The sequence below is a fragment of the Synechococcus sp. UW106 genome (assembly GCF_900474015.1).
GTDB lineage: Bacteria > Cyanobacteriota > Cyanobacteriia > PCC-6307 > Cyanobiaceae > Parasynechococcus.
In genome coordinates, this window is sequence record NZ_UCNV01000008.1 from 66,347 (window position 1) to 80,603 (window position 14,257).

At 61.9% G+C, this 14,257-nt stretch carries 11 protein-coding genes; 5 read left to right on the forward strand and 6 right to left on the reverse strand.

Features of this window, described 5'->3' with window-relative positions; all coding sequences use genetic code 11:
- Positions 1-21: 21 nt before the first annotated feature.
- Positions 22-423: a DUF4332 domain-containing protein gene (locus DXY30_RS05050; RefSeq protein WP_115093642.1), complete on the reverse strand. Its 402-nt coding sequence runs from the start codon at positions 421-423 to the stop codon at positions 22-24.
- Positions 423-860, reverse strand: a complete 438-nt coding sequence (locus DXY30_RS05055) for a DUF2518 family protein (protein ID WP_115093643.1) — start codon at positions 858-860, stop codon at positions 423-425. The genes DXY30_RS05050 and DXY30_RS05055 overlap by 1 nt, the downstream gene beginning before the upstream one ends.
- A gap of 66 nt (positions 861-926) precedes the next feature.
- Between DXY30_RS05055 and DXY30_RS05060 the strand changes: the two genes are divergently transcribed.
- Genes DXY30_RS05060 through DXY30_RS05080 form a run of 5 tightly spaced genes read left to right on the forward strand, consistent with a single transcriptional unit; the run spans position 927 to position 8,555 of the window.
- Positions 927-5,372, forward strand: a complete 4,446-nt coding sequence (locus DXY30_RS05060; protein WP_115093644.1) for a translocation/assembly module TamB domain-containing protein — start codon at positions 927-929, stop codon at positions 5,370-5,372.
- Positions 5,373-5,375: 3 nt separating this feature from the next.
- Complete coding sequence (locus DXY30_RS05065) at positions 5,376-6,284, forward strand: ROK family protein (protein ID WP_115093645.1); 909 nt, start codon at positions 5,376-5,378, stop codon at positions 6,282-6,284.
- 8 nt (positions 6,285-6,292) lie between these two features.
- Positions 6,293-7,600: a glutamate-5-semialdehyde dehydrogenase gene (locus DXY30_RS05070; RefSeq protein ID WP_170951139.1), complete on the forward strand. Its 1,308-nt coding sequence runs from the start codon at positions 6,293-6,295 to the stop codon at positions 7,598-7,600.
- Positions 7,600-7,971 (forward strand): dihydroneopterin aldolase, encoded by a 372-nt coding sequence (locus tag DXY30_RS05075; RefSeq protein WP_115093647.1) that lies wholly within the window; start codon positions 7,600-7,602, stop codon positions 7,969-7,971. Before DXY30_RS05070 ends, DXY30_RS05075 begins: the two co-directional genes overlap by 1 nt.
- Positions 7,968-8,555, forward strand: coding sequence for a triacylglycerol lipase (locus tag DXY30_RS05080; protein ID WP_115093648.1), 588 nt, complete (start codon positions 7,968-7,970; stop codon positions 8,553-8,555). Before DXY30_RS05075 ends, DXY30_RS05080 begins: the two co-directional genes overlap by 4 nt.
- A 2-nt stretch (positions 8,556-8,557) precedes the next feature.
- Here DXY30_RS05080 and DXY30_RS05085 read toward each other — a convergent pair whose 3' ends face one another.
- The 4 genes from DXY30_RS05085 to DXY30_RS05100 are packed head-to-tail and all read right to left on the reverse strand — an operon-like array spanning position 8,558 to position 14,254.
- Positions 8,558-10,663 carry a M3 family metallopeptidase gene (locus DXY30_RS05085; RefSeq protein ID WP_115093649.1) on the reverse strand — a complete coding sequence of 702 codons (2,106 nt, stop codon included), beginning with the start codon at positions 10,661-10,663 and terminating at the stop codon, positions 8,558-8,560.
- 1 nt (position 10,664) lies between these two features.
- Positions 10,665-12,200: an NAD(P)H-quinone oxidoreductase subunit 4 gene (locus DXY30_RS05090; protein ID WP_115093650.1), complete on the reverse strand. Its 1,536-nt coding sequence runs from the start codon at positions 12,198-12,200 to the stop codon at positions 10,665-10,667.
- 57 nt (positions 12,201-12,257) lie between these two features.
- A complete protein-coding gene (gene thrB / locus DXY30_RS05095) occupies positions 12,258-13,205 on the reverse strand; it encodes a homoserine kinase (RefSeq protein WP_115023506.1) in 948 nt (315 codons plus the stop codon).
- A gap of 14 nt (positions 13,206-13,219) precedes the next feature.
- Positions 13,220-14,254, reverse strand: a complete 1,035-nt coding sequence (locus DXY30_RS05100; RefSeq protein WP_115093651.1) for an ROK family protein — start codon at positions 14,252-14,254, stop codon at positions 13,220-13,222.
- Positions 14,255-14,257: the final 3 nt, after the last annotated feature.

The window sequence follows — 14,257 nt, forward strand, 5'->3', positions numbered from 1 at the left end:
ATCAAGTCAGGGCTCTTGGGGTCAGTTCGCAAGTTGTTTGGCGCGTCGGATCCAGTCGCCGGCTACTTTCAGATCCACGACAGCAGGCCTCTTGGTCCTGAGGCTGCGCTCCAGCCTGCCGGTCTGGCGAACGAGGCGCTCGGGGCTGCACGCCGCTAAAGCGGCCGGCGTGGCAATTCCGGCATGCATCAGCAGCGCGGCGTCCTGGGGGGGGAGATCCAACCCGCAGACCAAATGCGCCATGCCCCGTAGCCGTTTGAGATTGCGGGCTGATGCCTGACCGCTGCGGGCCAGTTGGCTCAACTCCAGATCCGTGAGGTCACGGATGGCCGACCAGTGGTTGATGCCGGCCTGATCAAGCTCCTTTTTTTCCCTGCGAAACGACTGGGGAAGCTCCTGAATCGTGTCGTTGAAGTTCGGCATCAACGCAAGGTCTTGCTGACCTCGCCAAGGATGACGGGGCGGCCCTGGCCGTCGCCTTCTGTCTTGATTCCCCGCAACCGCACCAGCACAGAGCTGCTGCTGCGGCCGGAGCCACGCAGGTTCCCTTCCAGTTGCTCCAGGGTGGCCTGCACTGTTGAGGGCGCCAGGTCGGTAGGAACCTGTGCCACAACGAGGTCGTTGCCGTTGTCGAACACGATCGGTGCCCGTACAGCGCCCTCCACCACCACGGGGGGGGTATAGCTCACGCCGAACGCCCAGCAGCTGACCGCCAGTAACAGCGTGAAGCTGCTGACGCCGACCAGGCGAAAACGGATGCCCCAACGGGCGAGGAAACCAACAGCTGTCAGCAATCCCAGCCCAAGACCGGACCAGCCCAGCCAGGGAGCGGCAGTGAGCAACAGCTGATCGAAGGACATGGGGTCTGGTGGACTTAAAACAGTCTCCTTATATTGCGCGAGATTCCGGGATGTCCGTCGCGTCTGATGGGGAAAACGCGGCGCAGAGCCTGGCTGGCAGCGGGCAGTTTCGTTCTAATCGGTGCTGGAACAGCGGGTTTCATCGCCCTTGATCGTGTTGCGGAGCGAACCGTTGCCCGCTTCAGTCCCATCTTGGAGAGAGCTCTTTCGGCTCCTCTTGGTCATCCGCTGAAACTCGGTACCTACCAGGGATTACGCCCCTGGGGGATGGCTATTGGTCCCAGTCGGATCCTGCCGTCAGAGGTGGATCGTTCTGAACTGAGCTTGGCGGGACTTGAGGTCAGCCTTGCGCCCCTAGCCAGTCTTCGGCGTTTGCAGCCGGTTCTGCAGATCACCCTGCACAAGCTGCGCGGCCAGTTAGAGGCCAATGAGGCAGGTCGTTACTGGACGTTTGGTCCTGCGAGCGGTGAAGGCGACCTGCCGCGGCTTGGGCTTCAGTACAAGTTGGCTGATCCCGCGTGGCTGCGTTTCGGCCCTCAGCGGCAGACCCTTGAACTCCGCAGCCAGGGCTCGGTTTTGCTGGGGGAGGCATTTTTCAGCACCGAATCTTCACTGCGCTGGGTCGACTCCGAAGGCTCGTTGCGCCTGGATGGTCAAGGGCACTGGGATCGCCCCAGCTTCAGGCTGCGCAGTCGACTGGATCGGCTCAACCTGCAACCGTTCGGGACGGTCATGGCCCCCGCGGGGGATTTGGATGCCTCAGGACAGCTGAAAGGCGATATCCAGATCAGCTGGACCGGTGGCGCCTTGAACTGCCGGGGTGGAGTCAGGCTGAACCGTCTCAAACTTGCGTCAGTCCAGAGCCGTCGCCTCAGCATTGGTTGCAAGGGTGATCAACTGAAGTTGGAGCCCGCAACACTGCGTTTCGGATCGTTTGAGGCTCTGGCCTCAGGCTCCGTGGCTTTGAACAAACGCTTTGATCTTCGCGCTGAAGTTCGCAGTTCAGATGTCAGCTCCGCGAGCAAGGATCGCTTGAAGCTCCGGATCCAGGGCCCCTGGGAGGAGCCCCTGTGGAGCGCCGATGGTCAGCTCCAGCTGCCGGAGACCATGGGCCTCAACACAGCTCTGACGTTGGATGGTCAGTGGCGCACCCCTTGGCTTCAACCTCAGCAACCGGCTGTTTTGGTGGACCGGCTCCGGCTCAGCGCCTCTGGACTTCGCTTCGGGCTTGCTGGAACGATTGGATCCAACCTGGATCTGCGCAGTACCGAGCTGCAGATTGATCCCCGCTTCTGGTCTGCCGTCCCTTCGCTTCAGGCAGGGTTGGGTCAAACCGCTCCGATCCTTGGAGCCGTTGACGTCAGTGGTGCTTTGGACTCACCGGATCTGACCCTGAAGCTTGGCCAGGCGGTGAATCCTCTTCTGGCGCGCTGGTCGCTCCAGACCCGATGGTCCACGGGTGATTCGGCTCTGGTGCTGGATCGCTTCACCAGCCTGATGCTGCGGGCGGAAGCGCGCCTGCCCTTGCAACTGGAGCAGGGGCGTCTTCAAGCGGGTGAACTGCAGAGCGGCTTTGAACTCAAACCTCTGGACATGAGCCGCTTCAGCCCCTTGGTCGGCACGCCTTTGAACGGCCGGGTGGCGGCGCGGGGGCGGCTGAACGGTGCACTGTCAGCCCTTCAGCCAGATATCAGGCTGATGCTGGACCAACCCCGCTTCGGGGCCTTGCAGGTTCCCGAGCGTTGGAGAGGGCGCCTCAGTGGTGTGCTTGGCCGTGGCGCTCGCCTTGAGATGGCGGCCCAGCAGCCCTCAGTGCCCGGCTCGCTCGTGGCCGAGCTCGCCGCAGATGGTTGGCCTGAGGCCGTGCGTCTGGATCGTGGTGAGGGGCAGTTGCGCCTGGACGGTGTGGCGCCCAGAGGTGGGCAACGCCGCTACCGATGGAGTGCAGCGGACCTCAACATCGATGGTCTTCGATTCATCGTTTCGCCGGTCAATCAGCCCAAAGCGGTGGCTGGCCAGCTGACGGGCGAGGGGAGCCTGGCCATGGCCCCGTTCGCGTTCAGTGGGTCTGCTGCGATCGCTGAACCCTCCTTGGCAGGAGTCGCCATGGAGAGCCTCAATTTGGAGGGATCCCTGACGGATGGACGTTTTCAGGCAGATGCAACGCTTATCCCCCTGGTTGGCAGCATTCGGCTGAAGGGCCGTGGAGATCTAGGTGGGCAGATGCATAGCCAGATCGAGGCTGAAGGTCTTGATGTCACCTGGCTGACGCTCATCTCCCGTCAATTAAGAGGGAACGACAGCCATCCCGGTCTGGCCTCTGGGCGTGCCGAGGATCTCGGAACTCTGTTCATCAATACTTTCGGCGGTTCCCTCGATGGGCAGTTGCGAGCCCTAGCGCAATCGCGACGTGCTCTCGAGGCTTATGCCCTGGCCCATCCCAGCAAAGGACCAGAACTGGAGCGCTTGGAAGGACGGGTCAATGTTTCGGGAACGATCCAGGGTCCTGATCCAAAGCATCTGAAGGCCGATCTCATCGCCAAGGCCCATCTGTGGATTGAAGGGGACGACCAGGCCAAGGCTCTCCAGCTCGAACCCATGGTCGCCACATTGCGTGGCCCGCTGTTCGGTGGATCCGGTGACCTCTCGCTGCTGCAGGTTCCCCTATCGCTGCTGGCGTTGCTGGCCCCTGTTCCGCCGCAGCTGCGCGGCAGCGTTGGCATCCGCGGCCGTTATGACCTCAGCGGAGATGCGCCCCTGCTGGTCTCCTATTTGGAGCTTGAGTCCGCAAGTCTGGCGGGCCAACCCCTGCAGTTGGAGCAGCGATCTGTCATCGTCAACCGTGATTTGATCCGCCTGGATCTCGCCCTGAGGGGGGGTGAGAGCAAGGAAGCCCTCATCGTTTCGGGGGACGTTCCATTCGACCCCGATGCCGATCTGAACCTGAAGATCGAAAGCCATGGGGATGCCCTTGGCGTATTGACGCTTCTGGCGGGCGATTCGCTGACGGTCAAGCAGGGGGGCACGGATCTGCGACTTCTGTTGCGCGGGCCCCTGAAGCAACCCCAAGCCAATGGTTTCTTTGTCGTCACCAACGGTGACCTCAGCATCGGTGAACAGGCGCTGAGTCGGATCAACGCCTCGGTTCTCTTCGATTTCGATCGGGTGTTGGTGCAACGCCTTGAGGCCGAGGTGGGCCGCGGCGGCAAGCTGAGTGGTTCAGGAACGCTTGGCCTGTTTGCCCCTCGGAGCGATGCTCCACCCCTCACCTTGCAACTCAGCCAAGGTCAGATTCGCCAGGCGATCGTGAAGTTCCAGGCCGATGGCGAACTGCAGGTTTCCGGTGCCTTGGTGCAACCCGTCATCTCTGGAGATCTGACCCTGTCTCGAGGCACGCTTCGGCCGCAGTCAGGATTCTTCGGACGGCTGCGGCGGGGTGGACTTCAGGGCTTGATTCCCACGGGTGTGGAGGGCCCCAGTGCAGCGGTGCAGCCCGCTTCCCAATCTGTGAGCGAACTTTTGGAGGAGAAGTGGGATTTCCAGGAACCTCTGGTTCTGATGGGACCCAACACACCCATCCAGGGCCCGGATCAGAAGCAACGGTTCATGCCGAATCTGCCAGCGATTCGCTTCGAGAACTTACGCCTTGCTCTCGGACCTGATCTACAGGTGCTGAATCCACCATTCCTCAATTTCAAAGGGGGAGGGGCGGTGACATTGAACGGCCCTCTTGATCCCTCCTTGGAGGCGCGAGGCGTGATCCGGCTCAATTCCGGCCGGATCTCGATACCACCGTTTTCCCCGACGTTCACTTTGGATCCGCAGGCAGCGAATGTTGCCGTGTTCACACCCTCCTTGGGGCTCGTTCCCTACGTCGATATCGCGATGAAATCCAGGGTGTCCGACACCGTCAGCCTGGGCAGCAGCGATCAGATCACCAGCTCCAACTTGTTTGATGCCAATGGCACTGGCAGTGCTTACCCCGGAGGCGGTCAGCTTCGGCTGGTGAAGATCACGGTGCAGGCAACTGGCCCGGCGAACCGTCTGGTTGGCAGCGACAACCTTGTTTTGCGCAGCTCACCACCCATGAGCAAGCAGCAGCTGCTGGGCTTGATCGGCGGTAATTCCCTGTCGGCTTTGGGCGGAAGCAGCGGTGCCGCTCTGGCCACAGTTGTGGGCCAGTCGCTGCTCTCTCCTGTGCTGGGCACCTTGACCGATGCCATGGGGCAAAGGCTTCAGGTGGCAATTTTCCCGACTTATGTCACCCCCGATGTGAAGTCGGAGAAAGAGCGCATCTCCGGTCGGGTCCCGCCGACATTCACACTGGTGACGGAGTTCGGAGTGGATCTGACCGACAAGTTCGACCTCTCCGTTTTGGCTGCACCGAACACGACCGATGTTCCTCCCCAGGCAACCGTCTCCTATCGGCTGACGCCGAACACCACCGTGTCTGGGGCTGTGGATGCCAACGGCACCTGGCAGAGCCAGTTGCAGGTGTTCTTCCGGTTCTGAGTCATGCCTGTTGCGCAGGTGATCGGTGTGGATCTCGGGGGCACGGCGATCAAGCTGGCTCGGATCTCTTCCGATGGCACGGTGCTAGCGGAGGCGCAATGGCCCACACCGCAGCCCGCCGTTCCTGGCGCCGTGACCATGGCCCTCTGTGAGGTCATTGCAAAGATCGACCCGGAGCACCAGGCCGAGGCGGTTGGCATCGGGCTTCCTGGTCCGATGGATGCGGCTGCCAGGGTGGCGCGGGTTTGCATCAACTTGCCCGGCTGGGAGGACGTGCCGCTGGCGGACTGGTTGGAGTCACGGCTCAATCGCCGGGTCACCCTCGCCAATGACGGCAACTGTGCCGTGGTGGGTGAGGCCTGGCTTGGTGCTGCCCAGGGTGTGGACGATGTAGTGCTGCTCACCCTCGGCACCGGTGTGGGTGGGGGGGTGCTCCTGCGTGGGGAGTTATTCACGGGCCATAACGGCGCTGCTGCGGAACCGGGACTGATCGGGGTTCAGACCGATGGTCCGGCATGCAACAGCGGCAACCGTGGCTCGCTTGAGCAGTTCGCCAGCATTTCGGGGTTGCGGCGGCTCTGCGATCGCGATCCCCGCGAGCTCAGTGCAGAGGCCGATTCCGGTGATCCGGCTGCCCTTGAGGTTTGGAGCCGTTATGGCGAGCGTCTGGGCTGTGGCGTTGCCTCTTTGGTGTATGTGTTCACGCCGCAGTTGGTGTTGCTGGGTGGTGGGCTGGCGGGTGCAGCGCATCACTTTCTCCCGTCAGTACGCCGCGAGGTGGAGTCGCGGGTTCAAGCCGTGTCGCGGGAGGGGTTGCGCATCGAAGCCGCCTGCCTTGGTAATGGCGCCGGACGCCTTGGGGCTGCGCGGCTCGCCCTGCAGCGGCTGAACGGGATGATGGCTCCAGATTGATTGCGTTGATGTCCAGCGTTCCAGAGCCTTCCGCCGCACTGTTGCAGCGTGCAGCGGCTGTCCGCCGTGCTGCTGTTGATCTGGGGCAGACCGATGACGGCCAACGGGCGCTGGCGCTCCAGGCGATGGCGGATGCTCTGACCGAGCGTGCCGGCAGCATCCTGGCTGCCAATCGTCATGACCTTGAACGGTCTGCAACCGAGGGGCTGGCACCGGCCCTGATGGCCAGGCTGAAGCTGGATGAAACCAAGTTGGCTGCAGCGATAGATGGCGTCCGCAAGGTGGCCAGCCTCAGCGATCCACTGGGCTGTCGCCAGTTGCATCGGGAGCTGGATCACGGATTGGTCCTGGAACGGGTCTCCGTCCCGCTTGGGGTGGTGGGTGTGATCTTTGAAGCGAGGCCTGATGCGGTCATGCAGATCGCGTCTCTTGCGATCCGTTCGGGAAATGGTGCCCTGTTAAAGGGGGGCAGTGAGGCGCGCTGCACCAACGAGGCCGTGATGGAAGCCTTGCAGGCAGGTCTGGCGGCAAGTCCGGTGTCTGCCGATGCCCTCGCGCTGCTCACCACACGTCAGGAGAGCCTGGCGTTGTTGCGTCTGGATGGCCTCGTGGATCTGATCATCCCCAGGGGCAGTAACGAACTGGTTCGCTTCATCCAGGACAACACCCGCATCCCTGTGCTCGGCCATGCCGATGGGGTCTGCCATCTCTTCGTGGATGCTGCGGCCGACGTCGATCAAGCCGTTCGGGTGGCGGTGGACAGCAAGAGCCAGTACCCCGCAGCCTGCAATGCCATCGAAACGTTGCTGGTGCATCGGGCCATTGCCAAGCCTTTTCTTGCTGCAGCACTGCCGGCATTCGCGGCTGCCGGGGTTCAGCTGCGGGGCGATGCGGAGTGCATGGCCCTTGGTGTGGCTGAAGCGGCCACGGAGGAGGACTGGAGCACCGAGTATCTGGATCTGATCCTGGCAGTGAAGCTGGTGGATGATCTGGAGGCAGCTACCGACCACATCCGCTCTTACGGGTCGCGTCACACCGAAGTGATTCTCACCGAGGATTCCAAGGCTGCTGATCGCTTCCTTGCGGCGGTGGACAGCGCCGGGGTCTATCACAACTGCTCGAGCCGGTTTGCCGATGGTTTCCGCTACGGATTCGGCGCTGAGGTGGGAATTAGCACCCAGACCCTGCCGCCCCGGGGACCGGTCGGTCTGGAGGGGCTGGTGACTTACCGCTACCGGTTGCGCGGCGAGGGCCACATCGCTGCCGACTACGCAAACGGCAGCCGTGCCTTCACCCACATCGACCGGCCCCTCTGATGGATTGCATCGGGGTGCGGGAGCTGCGCTTGTGGGCCCATGTCGGGGTGTTGGAGCACGAACGCCGGGATGGCCAGTGGTTCAGCCTTGATTTCAGTGTTCAGCTCGATCTGACTGCCGCCGCCGGAGCCGACGACCTGAGCCGGAGCCTTGACTACAGCGTGGCGATTCAGGCCCTGCAAGCTCTATCCCAGCAGGTTCGTTGCCTCACGATCGAGCACTTCAGCGAGCAGGTTCTGGATCGTCTGGAAACGCTTTACGGGCCAATCCCTGTCTGGCTGCGACTGACCAAATGTGCTGCACCGGTTCCAGGGTTCAACGGTCGGGTGTTCGTGGAACGCTCGCGTCACGGGGGGACGTCGGCGCTGTGACCACTCCCCTCGTGCTGGTGCATGGTCTCTGGGACACGCCCCGCCTCTTTCACCGCCTGATTCAGGAACTTGACCAGCCGGATCGCCCGTTGCTTGCGCCGCACCTTCCCCATGGTCTGGGGTGGGTCCCCTTACGTCAGTTGGCGTCTCGCTTGGATCAGCACATTCAGGAGCGCTTCGGTTCGGACACCATGGTTGATCTTCTGGGTTTCTCGATGGGGGGAGTGATCGGGAGGATCTGGTTGCAGGAGCTGGGGGGGGTGCAGCGCACCAGGCGGTTCTTCAGCGTGGGCAGTCCACAGCAGGGCACCCTTGCCGCCCAGCTGATGCCCCGCCCACTACTGGCCGGCGCTGCAGACATGAAAGTGGGCAGCCGCCTGTTACGAGAACTGAATGGACAACCCAAGGCCCTGGCTGGTATCGAGTGCTGCAGCTTCTTTTGCCGCTGGGATCTGATGGTGTGCCCAGGCTGGAGGGCCGTTCTGCCGATGGGTCGTCGCGAGGGCCTCCCCGTTTGGACCCATCAGCAGTTGATTAGCCATCCCGCCGCCCTTCGACGGCTTTGCAGCAAGTTGCGCGACTAAGTTCAGGCCGCGGCAACCAGGCCGGAATGGCGAATCAGCGCCTCGGTGCTTGCAGGGCGGCCGCGGAATGCTTCGAAGACTTCCGAAGGGGAGCGGCTACCACCCAGGCTGAGCACGGTGTCGCGGAAGCGAGCTCCGGTTTCACGAACCCGATCCTCATGATCCAGACCCACCTCCTCAAATGCTGAGAAGGCATCCGCACTCAGCACTTCGGCCCATTTGTAGGAGTAGTACCCGGCTGAATAACCGCCCGCAAAGATATGGCCGAATGAACAGAGGAACTGATCCTCCGGGATCGGAGCCATCACTGTGGTGGTCGCGGCGATCTCACGGCGCAGCGCGTCGGGCGTAACGCCGAGCTCCGGAGTCCACTTGCTGTGGAGGCGAAGGTCACTGAGGGCGAAGTGAACCTGCCGAAGGGTGGCCAGTCCCGCATTGAAGGTGCGACTGCTGCGTAGCTTGTTGAATTCAGCCTCAGGCAGAGGTTCACCGGTCTGCCAGTGGCGCGCCATGCCCATCAACGTGGCGTGATCGAGGCACCAGTTCTCCATGAACTGGCTGGGGAGTTCAACGGCATCCCATTCCACGTTGCTGATGCCGGCGGCTTCCGGTTCTTCAACGGTGGTGAGCATGTGCTGGAGCCCATGGCCGAATTCATGGAAGAGGGTCTCAACCTCCTCGAAGCTCATCAGGCTGGGAGTGTCTCCGACAGGTGGAGTCTGGTTGCAGATCAGATAGGCCACCGGCAGCACCACCGATCCATCCGGTTGCTTCTTTAGGCCGAGGCATTCATCCATCCAGGCCCCACCGCGTTTGCTCGCCGGCCGGCTGTAGGGGTCCAGGTAGAAGCCAGCGATCGGTGTGCCATCCGAGCGCTTCACTCGGAAGAAGCGAACGTCGTCGTTCCAGATCGGTGCCTCGCCATCGGCGGCGACAATCTCCACGTCAAACAGCCGTGAGCAGAGGCTGAACAGACCGTCGAGAACCTTCGGCAGTGGGAACCAGGGGCGCAGAGCTTCTTGATCTAAGTCGAAACGGGATTGGCGCAGTCGCTCTGACCAGTACGCGACATCCCAGGGGGCCAAGTCATCGGCTTCCGGGGCTTTGTGTTCCCGGGCGATGGCTTGGAGATCCCGCAGTTCCTGCTCAGCTGCTGGATAGGCAGCAGCACGGAGTTCTTCCAGGAGTGCTTCGACCGCCGGCACGTCATCGGCCATTTTGGCGCTGAGGCTGAGATCAGCCCAGTGGGTATACCCCAGGCGAGCGGCTTGTTCTCTCCTCAGGGTCAGGATTTCTTCAATCAACGCACGGTTATCGAGTTCTCCCTCGCTTGCTCGACCCACGTGAGCGCGATAGGCCTGTTCTCGCAGGGCACGGTTTTTGGCATGGGTCAGGAACGGCAGGTAGCGGGGCATGTCCAGCCCGAGCAGCCAGGGGCCGGATTCAGCGGAAGCATCAGCGTCCCCTGCCTCACGCGCTGCTGCGGCCAGCGCTTCCAAAGCCCTTTGCGGCAAGCCTTCCACCTCGTTGGGTTGGGTGAGCTTCAGGGTCCACTGCTGGGTGGCATCGAGGACGTGGTTTCCGAACTGGGTGGAGAGTGCGGCCAGACGCTCACTGGTGCGGTTGAAGGATGCTTTCTCATCGCCACTGAGGCCAACCCCGCGCTGCTGCATCGACAGCAACTCTGATTTCAGAATCCTCTGTTGGGTTGCGTTCAGCGGATCGGCAGGACCGCTTTGCAGTGATTCCAGCGCCCGATGAAGAATCTGGCTTTGGCCCAGGCGGTTGCTTAGACGCACAACATCGGGCTGCTGGGCGGCATGGGCATCGCGTAGCTCGGGAGAATTGCAGACGCCATTGAGGTGAGACACCACACCCCAGCTCCACCGCAGCCGTTCGCCGATGGCCTGAAGCGGCTGCATGACCGCGTCCCAGGAGAGTCGGGACGGGCCCGCTAAGGCTGATTCCAGAGATTTCTCAAGCTCACTGAATGCTCGATCGAGCTGTTCGAGGAGAACAGGAATGTCTTGGCTGACCAGCTCTGGCGAAATGGCCTGAAACTCGGGTAGCCCTTCGCCGCGAAGGAGGGGGGAAATGGATGTCGTCATTTCAGCTGGCGATGAATTGCAGTGCTAAGGCATTGGTGGAGGCCTCGTAGAGATCCATCGCGACGCGAGGCCAGATTCCGATCACCAGGGTTGGTACCAGCAGGCTGAGGCCAATGATCAATTCCCTGGGCCTCATGTCATTCACGCTGGCAAGTGCAGGAATCCTTGGGCCAAAGAACACCCTCCTGCACATGGAGAGCAGATAGATCGGTGTGAGTACAAGACCGATGGCTGCCAGAAGCACGGTGATGGATCGGAACATTGAGGTGAAGGCTTCCTGGCTGGTGATGCCAAGGAACACGGTGATTTCACTGATAAAGCCGCTCATACCTGGCAGCGCCAGCGATGCCAGGGAGCTGGCCAGGAAGAAGGCGAAGGTGATGGGCAACGCTTTCGCCAATCCCCCCATGTTTGGAATTGAGAGAGTTTTTGTTCGCTCGTAAAACACCCCTGTCACGAAGAACATCGCGGCGGCGATCAGGCCGTGGCTGACCATTTGCAGCATCGCGCCGCTGATCCCCAGTGCATCCACTGCACCGATCCCCACAAGGACAAATCCCATGTGACTGACTGAGCTGCAAGCGATCCTGCGTTTCACGTTGTCTTGGGCAAAGGCGTTGAGGGCGCCGTAGACGATGTTCACGATCCCCAGGATCACCAGTGCAGGAGCGAGGGTGTAGTGCGCATCCGGCAGCATCTGCACGTTGAAGCGGAGCAGCGCGTATCCGCCCATTTTCAAGAGCACGCCTGCCAGAAGCATCGAAACCGGCGCATTCGCCTCACCGTGGGCATCCGGGAGCCACGTGTGCAGAGGGAACATCGGCAGTTTGACGCCGAAGCCAATCAGGAAGCCCAAATAACACAACAGACCGAAGCTGCTGCCGGGGGAGCGAGCGGCCAGTTCAGTGAGGTTGAACGTAAAGGAATCGCCCGAAAGGGCCAGCGCTAAGCCACTGATCAGGATCAGCAAGGAGGCCAGCGCTGTGTAAAGGATGAATTTGGTCGCGGCGTATTGGCGGTTCTGTCCGCCCCAAATGGCGATCAACAGGTAAACGGGCACCAACTCCAATTCCCAGGCGAGGAAGAAGAGCAGGAAGTCTTGGGAGAGAAAGACCAGGCCCTGGGCAGAGGCCTGAACCAGCATCAGGGCGAAGTACAGCCTTGGTTTGCGCTGAACCGACCAGCTGGCGGCCACTGAGAGCAAGGTCACCAAGCCGCTGAGAACGACCAAAGGCGCGGAAAGACCATCCACACCAAGGGACCACTCCAGGCCGAGGGCCGGGAGCCAGCTCACACGTTCCACCAGCTGGAGGCCTTCAGCGCTGGGGTCGAAGCGGGTGGCAAACACCCCCATCATCAGCAGCAGATCGACCAGAAGGACGCTGAGCGTGATGATCCTGGGCGCCGGGGATGGCTTTTCCTCGCTGGCTGGCACCAGTGGCAGCACCAGGGCTGCTGCCGCCGGCAGCAACACAATTAGGGATAACCAGGGGAATGGACTGCTCGAGACAGCAAGCTCTGCTAACCCAGCGTCCATTCCCTGTCTGCAATCTTTAACAAAGCTAACAGGGCTGAACCCTCGGTTTAGGTGGATCTACTCATCTTCTGCAGGTTGCCAGTGGCTGCCTGAGGTCTGCAGATTCAGCACCGGTGCACGGCTGGCGACTCCCGCCGCTTCCCACGCTTTGACCATGGCGCGGCTGACGCCTGGGCCTTTGTCTTCCGAGCAGAGCGCCAGGACGCTCGGCCCTGCACCGCTGATCGCGCAACCCCAGGCTCCAGCGTCCATCGCCGCCTGTTTTACCTGGTCACCGCCTTTGATCAGACGCCAGCGGTAGGGCTCGTGCAGGCGATCATGCATGCCGTCGGAGATCAGGTCACCATTGCCGGTGCGGAGCCCCTGCAGCAGCAGCGTCAGGGCACCCAAGTTCACCACCGCATCGCCAACGGGGATGGCCTTGGGCATGGCGCGGCGAGCTTCGCTGGTGCTGAGGCGAATCGATGGAATCGCAACAACGGCCTTCACGCTCGGCGTCCATTCGCAACGAACCACTCGCCAGCGCTGGGATGCAGCCTTGGCGGTCATGCAGAGCCCGCCCAGAAGAGAGGGCACAACGTTGTCGGGGTGCCCTTCAATATCAATGGCCAGTTCCAGCAGCTTCTCCTTGGAGAGGGGTTCACCAACGAGGGCATTGGCCCCCATTAAGCCGGCCACAATCGCCGTGGCACTGCTGCCCAGTCCCCGTGCCGGTGGCACCGCAAGCCGAACCCGTGCTTCCAGCGCAACGGGTTCGAGCCCAGCCGCCTTCCATACCCGTTGCGCTGCTCTGTAAACGAGATTCTCTGGCCCACCGCGGAGGTGGCTGCCCTCCGAACCTTCAATAATCAGCTCAAACCGTTCACCACCGCCTTCGATCCGACGCATCGCGAAACGGTTGTTCAGATCGAGGGCAGCACCGAGGCAGTCAAAGCCTGGTCCAAGATTGGCGGTGGTTGCCGGGACGTCAACGACCACTTTCTGACCGATGCGCGGCTGCGACATCGCTGATCCTCTGCTCAGGCCAGTGTCCCACCTGACTCCGCCAGCATCTGTGCGCGGCAGGCGGCACTGAACAGTCCGGCATTGGGATCGATCACGGCTGTGACCTGCAGCCCTTCAATCAGCTCTCGGAAGCGGCCCTTATCGCGCATCGCGTTGAGAAAGCTTTCGGATCGCAGCCCTTTTAATTGTTTTGATGCGGTGCCACCACCGACCCAGAGGCCTCCTGTGCAGAGTTCTTGCAGGGCAAGGTCGCCTGCCGCTGATCCATAGGCCTCGAGCCATAACTGCAAAGCGCGCTGCATCAAAGGGTCTCCCTCTTCAGCCGCGAGGCTCACCTGTGCCGGAAGATCGTTGGGGCTGTTGCGTCGCCAGGCTTCGGCAACGCTGCGCAGGGGGTGCATTCCGGCATCGGGTTTTTGAAGCAGCCAGTGAGCCACATGCCCCAGGCCGGTGCCACTCACGATGCGCTCGACCGACAGCCTGCTGACGCCGAGATCCTCTTTGAGCCAACAGGCCAGGTTCCATTCCGCTTCATTGCGCGGGGCGAACTCGCGGTGCCCTCCCTCGCTTGCCAAAGCCACCAAGCCCTGTTCGGTCCGCAATCCCCGTGCCATGCCAAGACCGGTGCCGGCACCAAGAATCGCCAGGGGGCCATGATCCTGTTCACCGTTTTGAAGGATCACTTGCTGGCTGTCATCGAAGTGGGGCAGTCCGTAAATCAGCACGCCGAAGTCGTTGACCAGCTCGAGACGTTCCAATCCCGCCGCATGAGCCAGGTCGGCCTCCCGGAGTCGCCAGGGCAGATTGGTGATCCGAGCCTCCCTGTGACGTACCGGACCGGCGACGGCGATGCAGGCATGAGCAGGAGCAGCAAGATCGGCTGGACGATCGTTGAGGAAGCTGCCGAGCATCGGCTCGAGAGAAGACCATTCCCCGGAGCGGAAGCGCTGCTGATGCAGCAGGCGAAGCTGACTCCCGTCACTCTCGTAAAGAGCAAGCAGGGTCTTGGTGCCTCCCATATCCCCTGCAAGGAGTGTGGGGGTGGCCATACA

Coding starts and splice junctions, on each gene's coding strand:
- DXY30_RS05050 (WP_115093642.1), bottom strand. CDS start 423: ATGCCGAACTTCAACGACACGATTCAGGAGCTTCCCCAGTCGTTTCGC.
- DXY30_RS05055 (WP_115093643.1), bottom strand. CDS start 860: ATGTCCTTCGATCAGCTGTTGCTCACTGCCGCTCCCTGGCTGGGCTGG.
- DXY30_RS05060 (WP_115093644.1), top strand. CDS start 927: ATGGGGAAAACGCGGCGCAGAGCCTGGCTGGCAGCGGGCAGTTTCGTT.
- DXY30_RS05065 (WP_115093645.1), top strand. CDS start 5,376: ATGCCTGTTGCGCAGGTGATCGGTGTGGATCTCGGGGGCACGGCGATC.
- DXY30_RS05070 (WP_170951139.1), top strand. CDS start 6,293: ATGTCCAGCGTTCCAGAGCCTTCCGCCGCACTGTTGCAGCGTGCAGCG.
- DXY30_RS05075 (WP_115093647.1), top strand. CDS start 7,600: ATGGATTGCATCGGGGTGCGGGAGCTGCGCTTGTGGGCCCATGTCGGG.
- DXY30_RS05085 (WP_115093649.1), bottom strand. CDS start 10,663: ATGACGACATCCATTTCCCCCCTCCTTCGCGGCGAAGGGCTACCCGAG.
- DXY30_RS05090 (WP_115093650.1), bottom strand. CDS start 12,200: ATGGACGCTGGGTTAGCAGAGCTTGCTGTCTCGAGCAGTCCATTCCCC.
- thrB (WP_115023506.1), bottom strand. CDS start 13,205: ATGTCGCAGCCGCGCATCGGTCAGAAAGTGGTCGTTGACGTCCCGGCA.
- DXY30_RS05100 (WP_115093651.1), bottom strand. CDS start 14,254: ATGGCCACCCCCACACTCCTTGCAGGGGATATGGGAGGCACCAAGACC.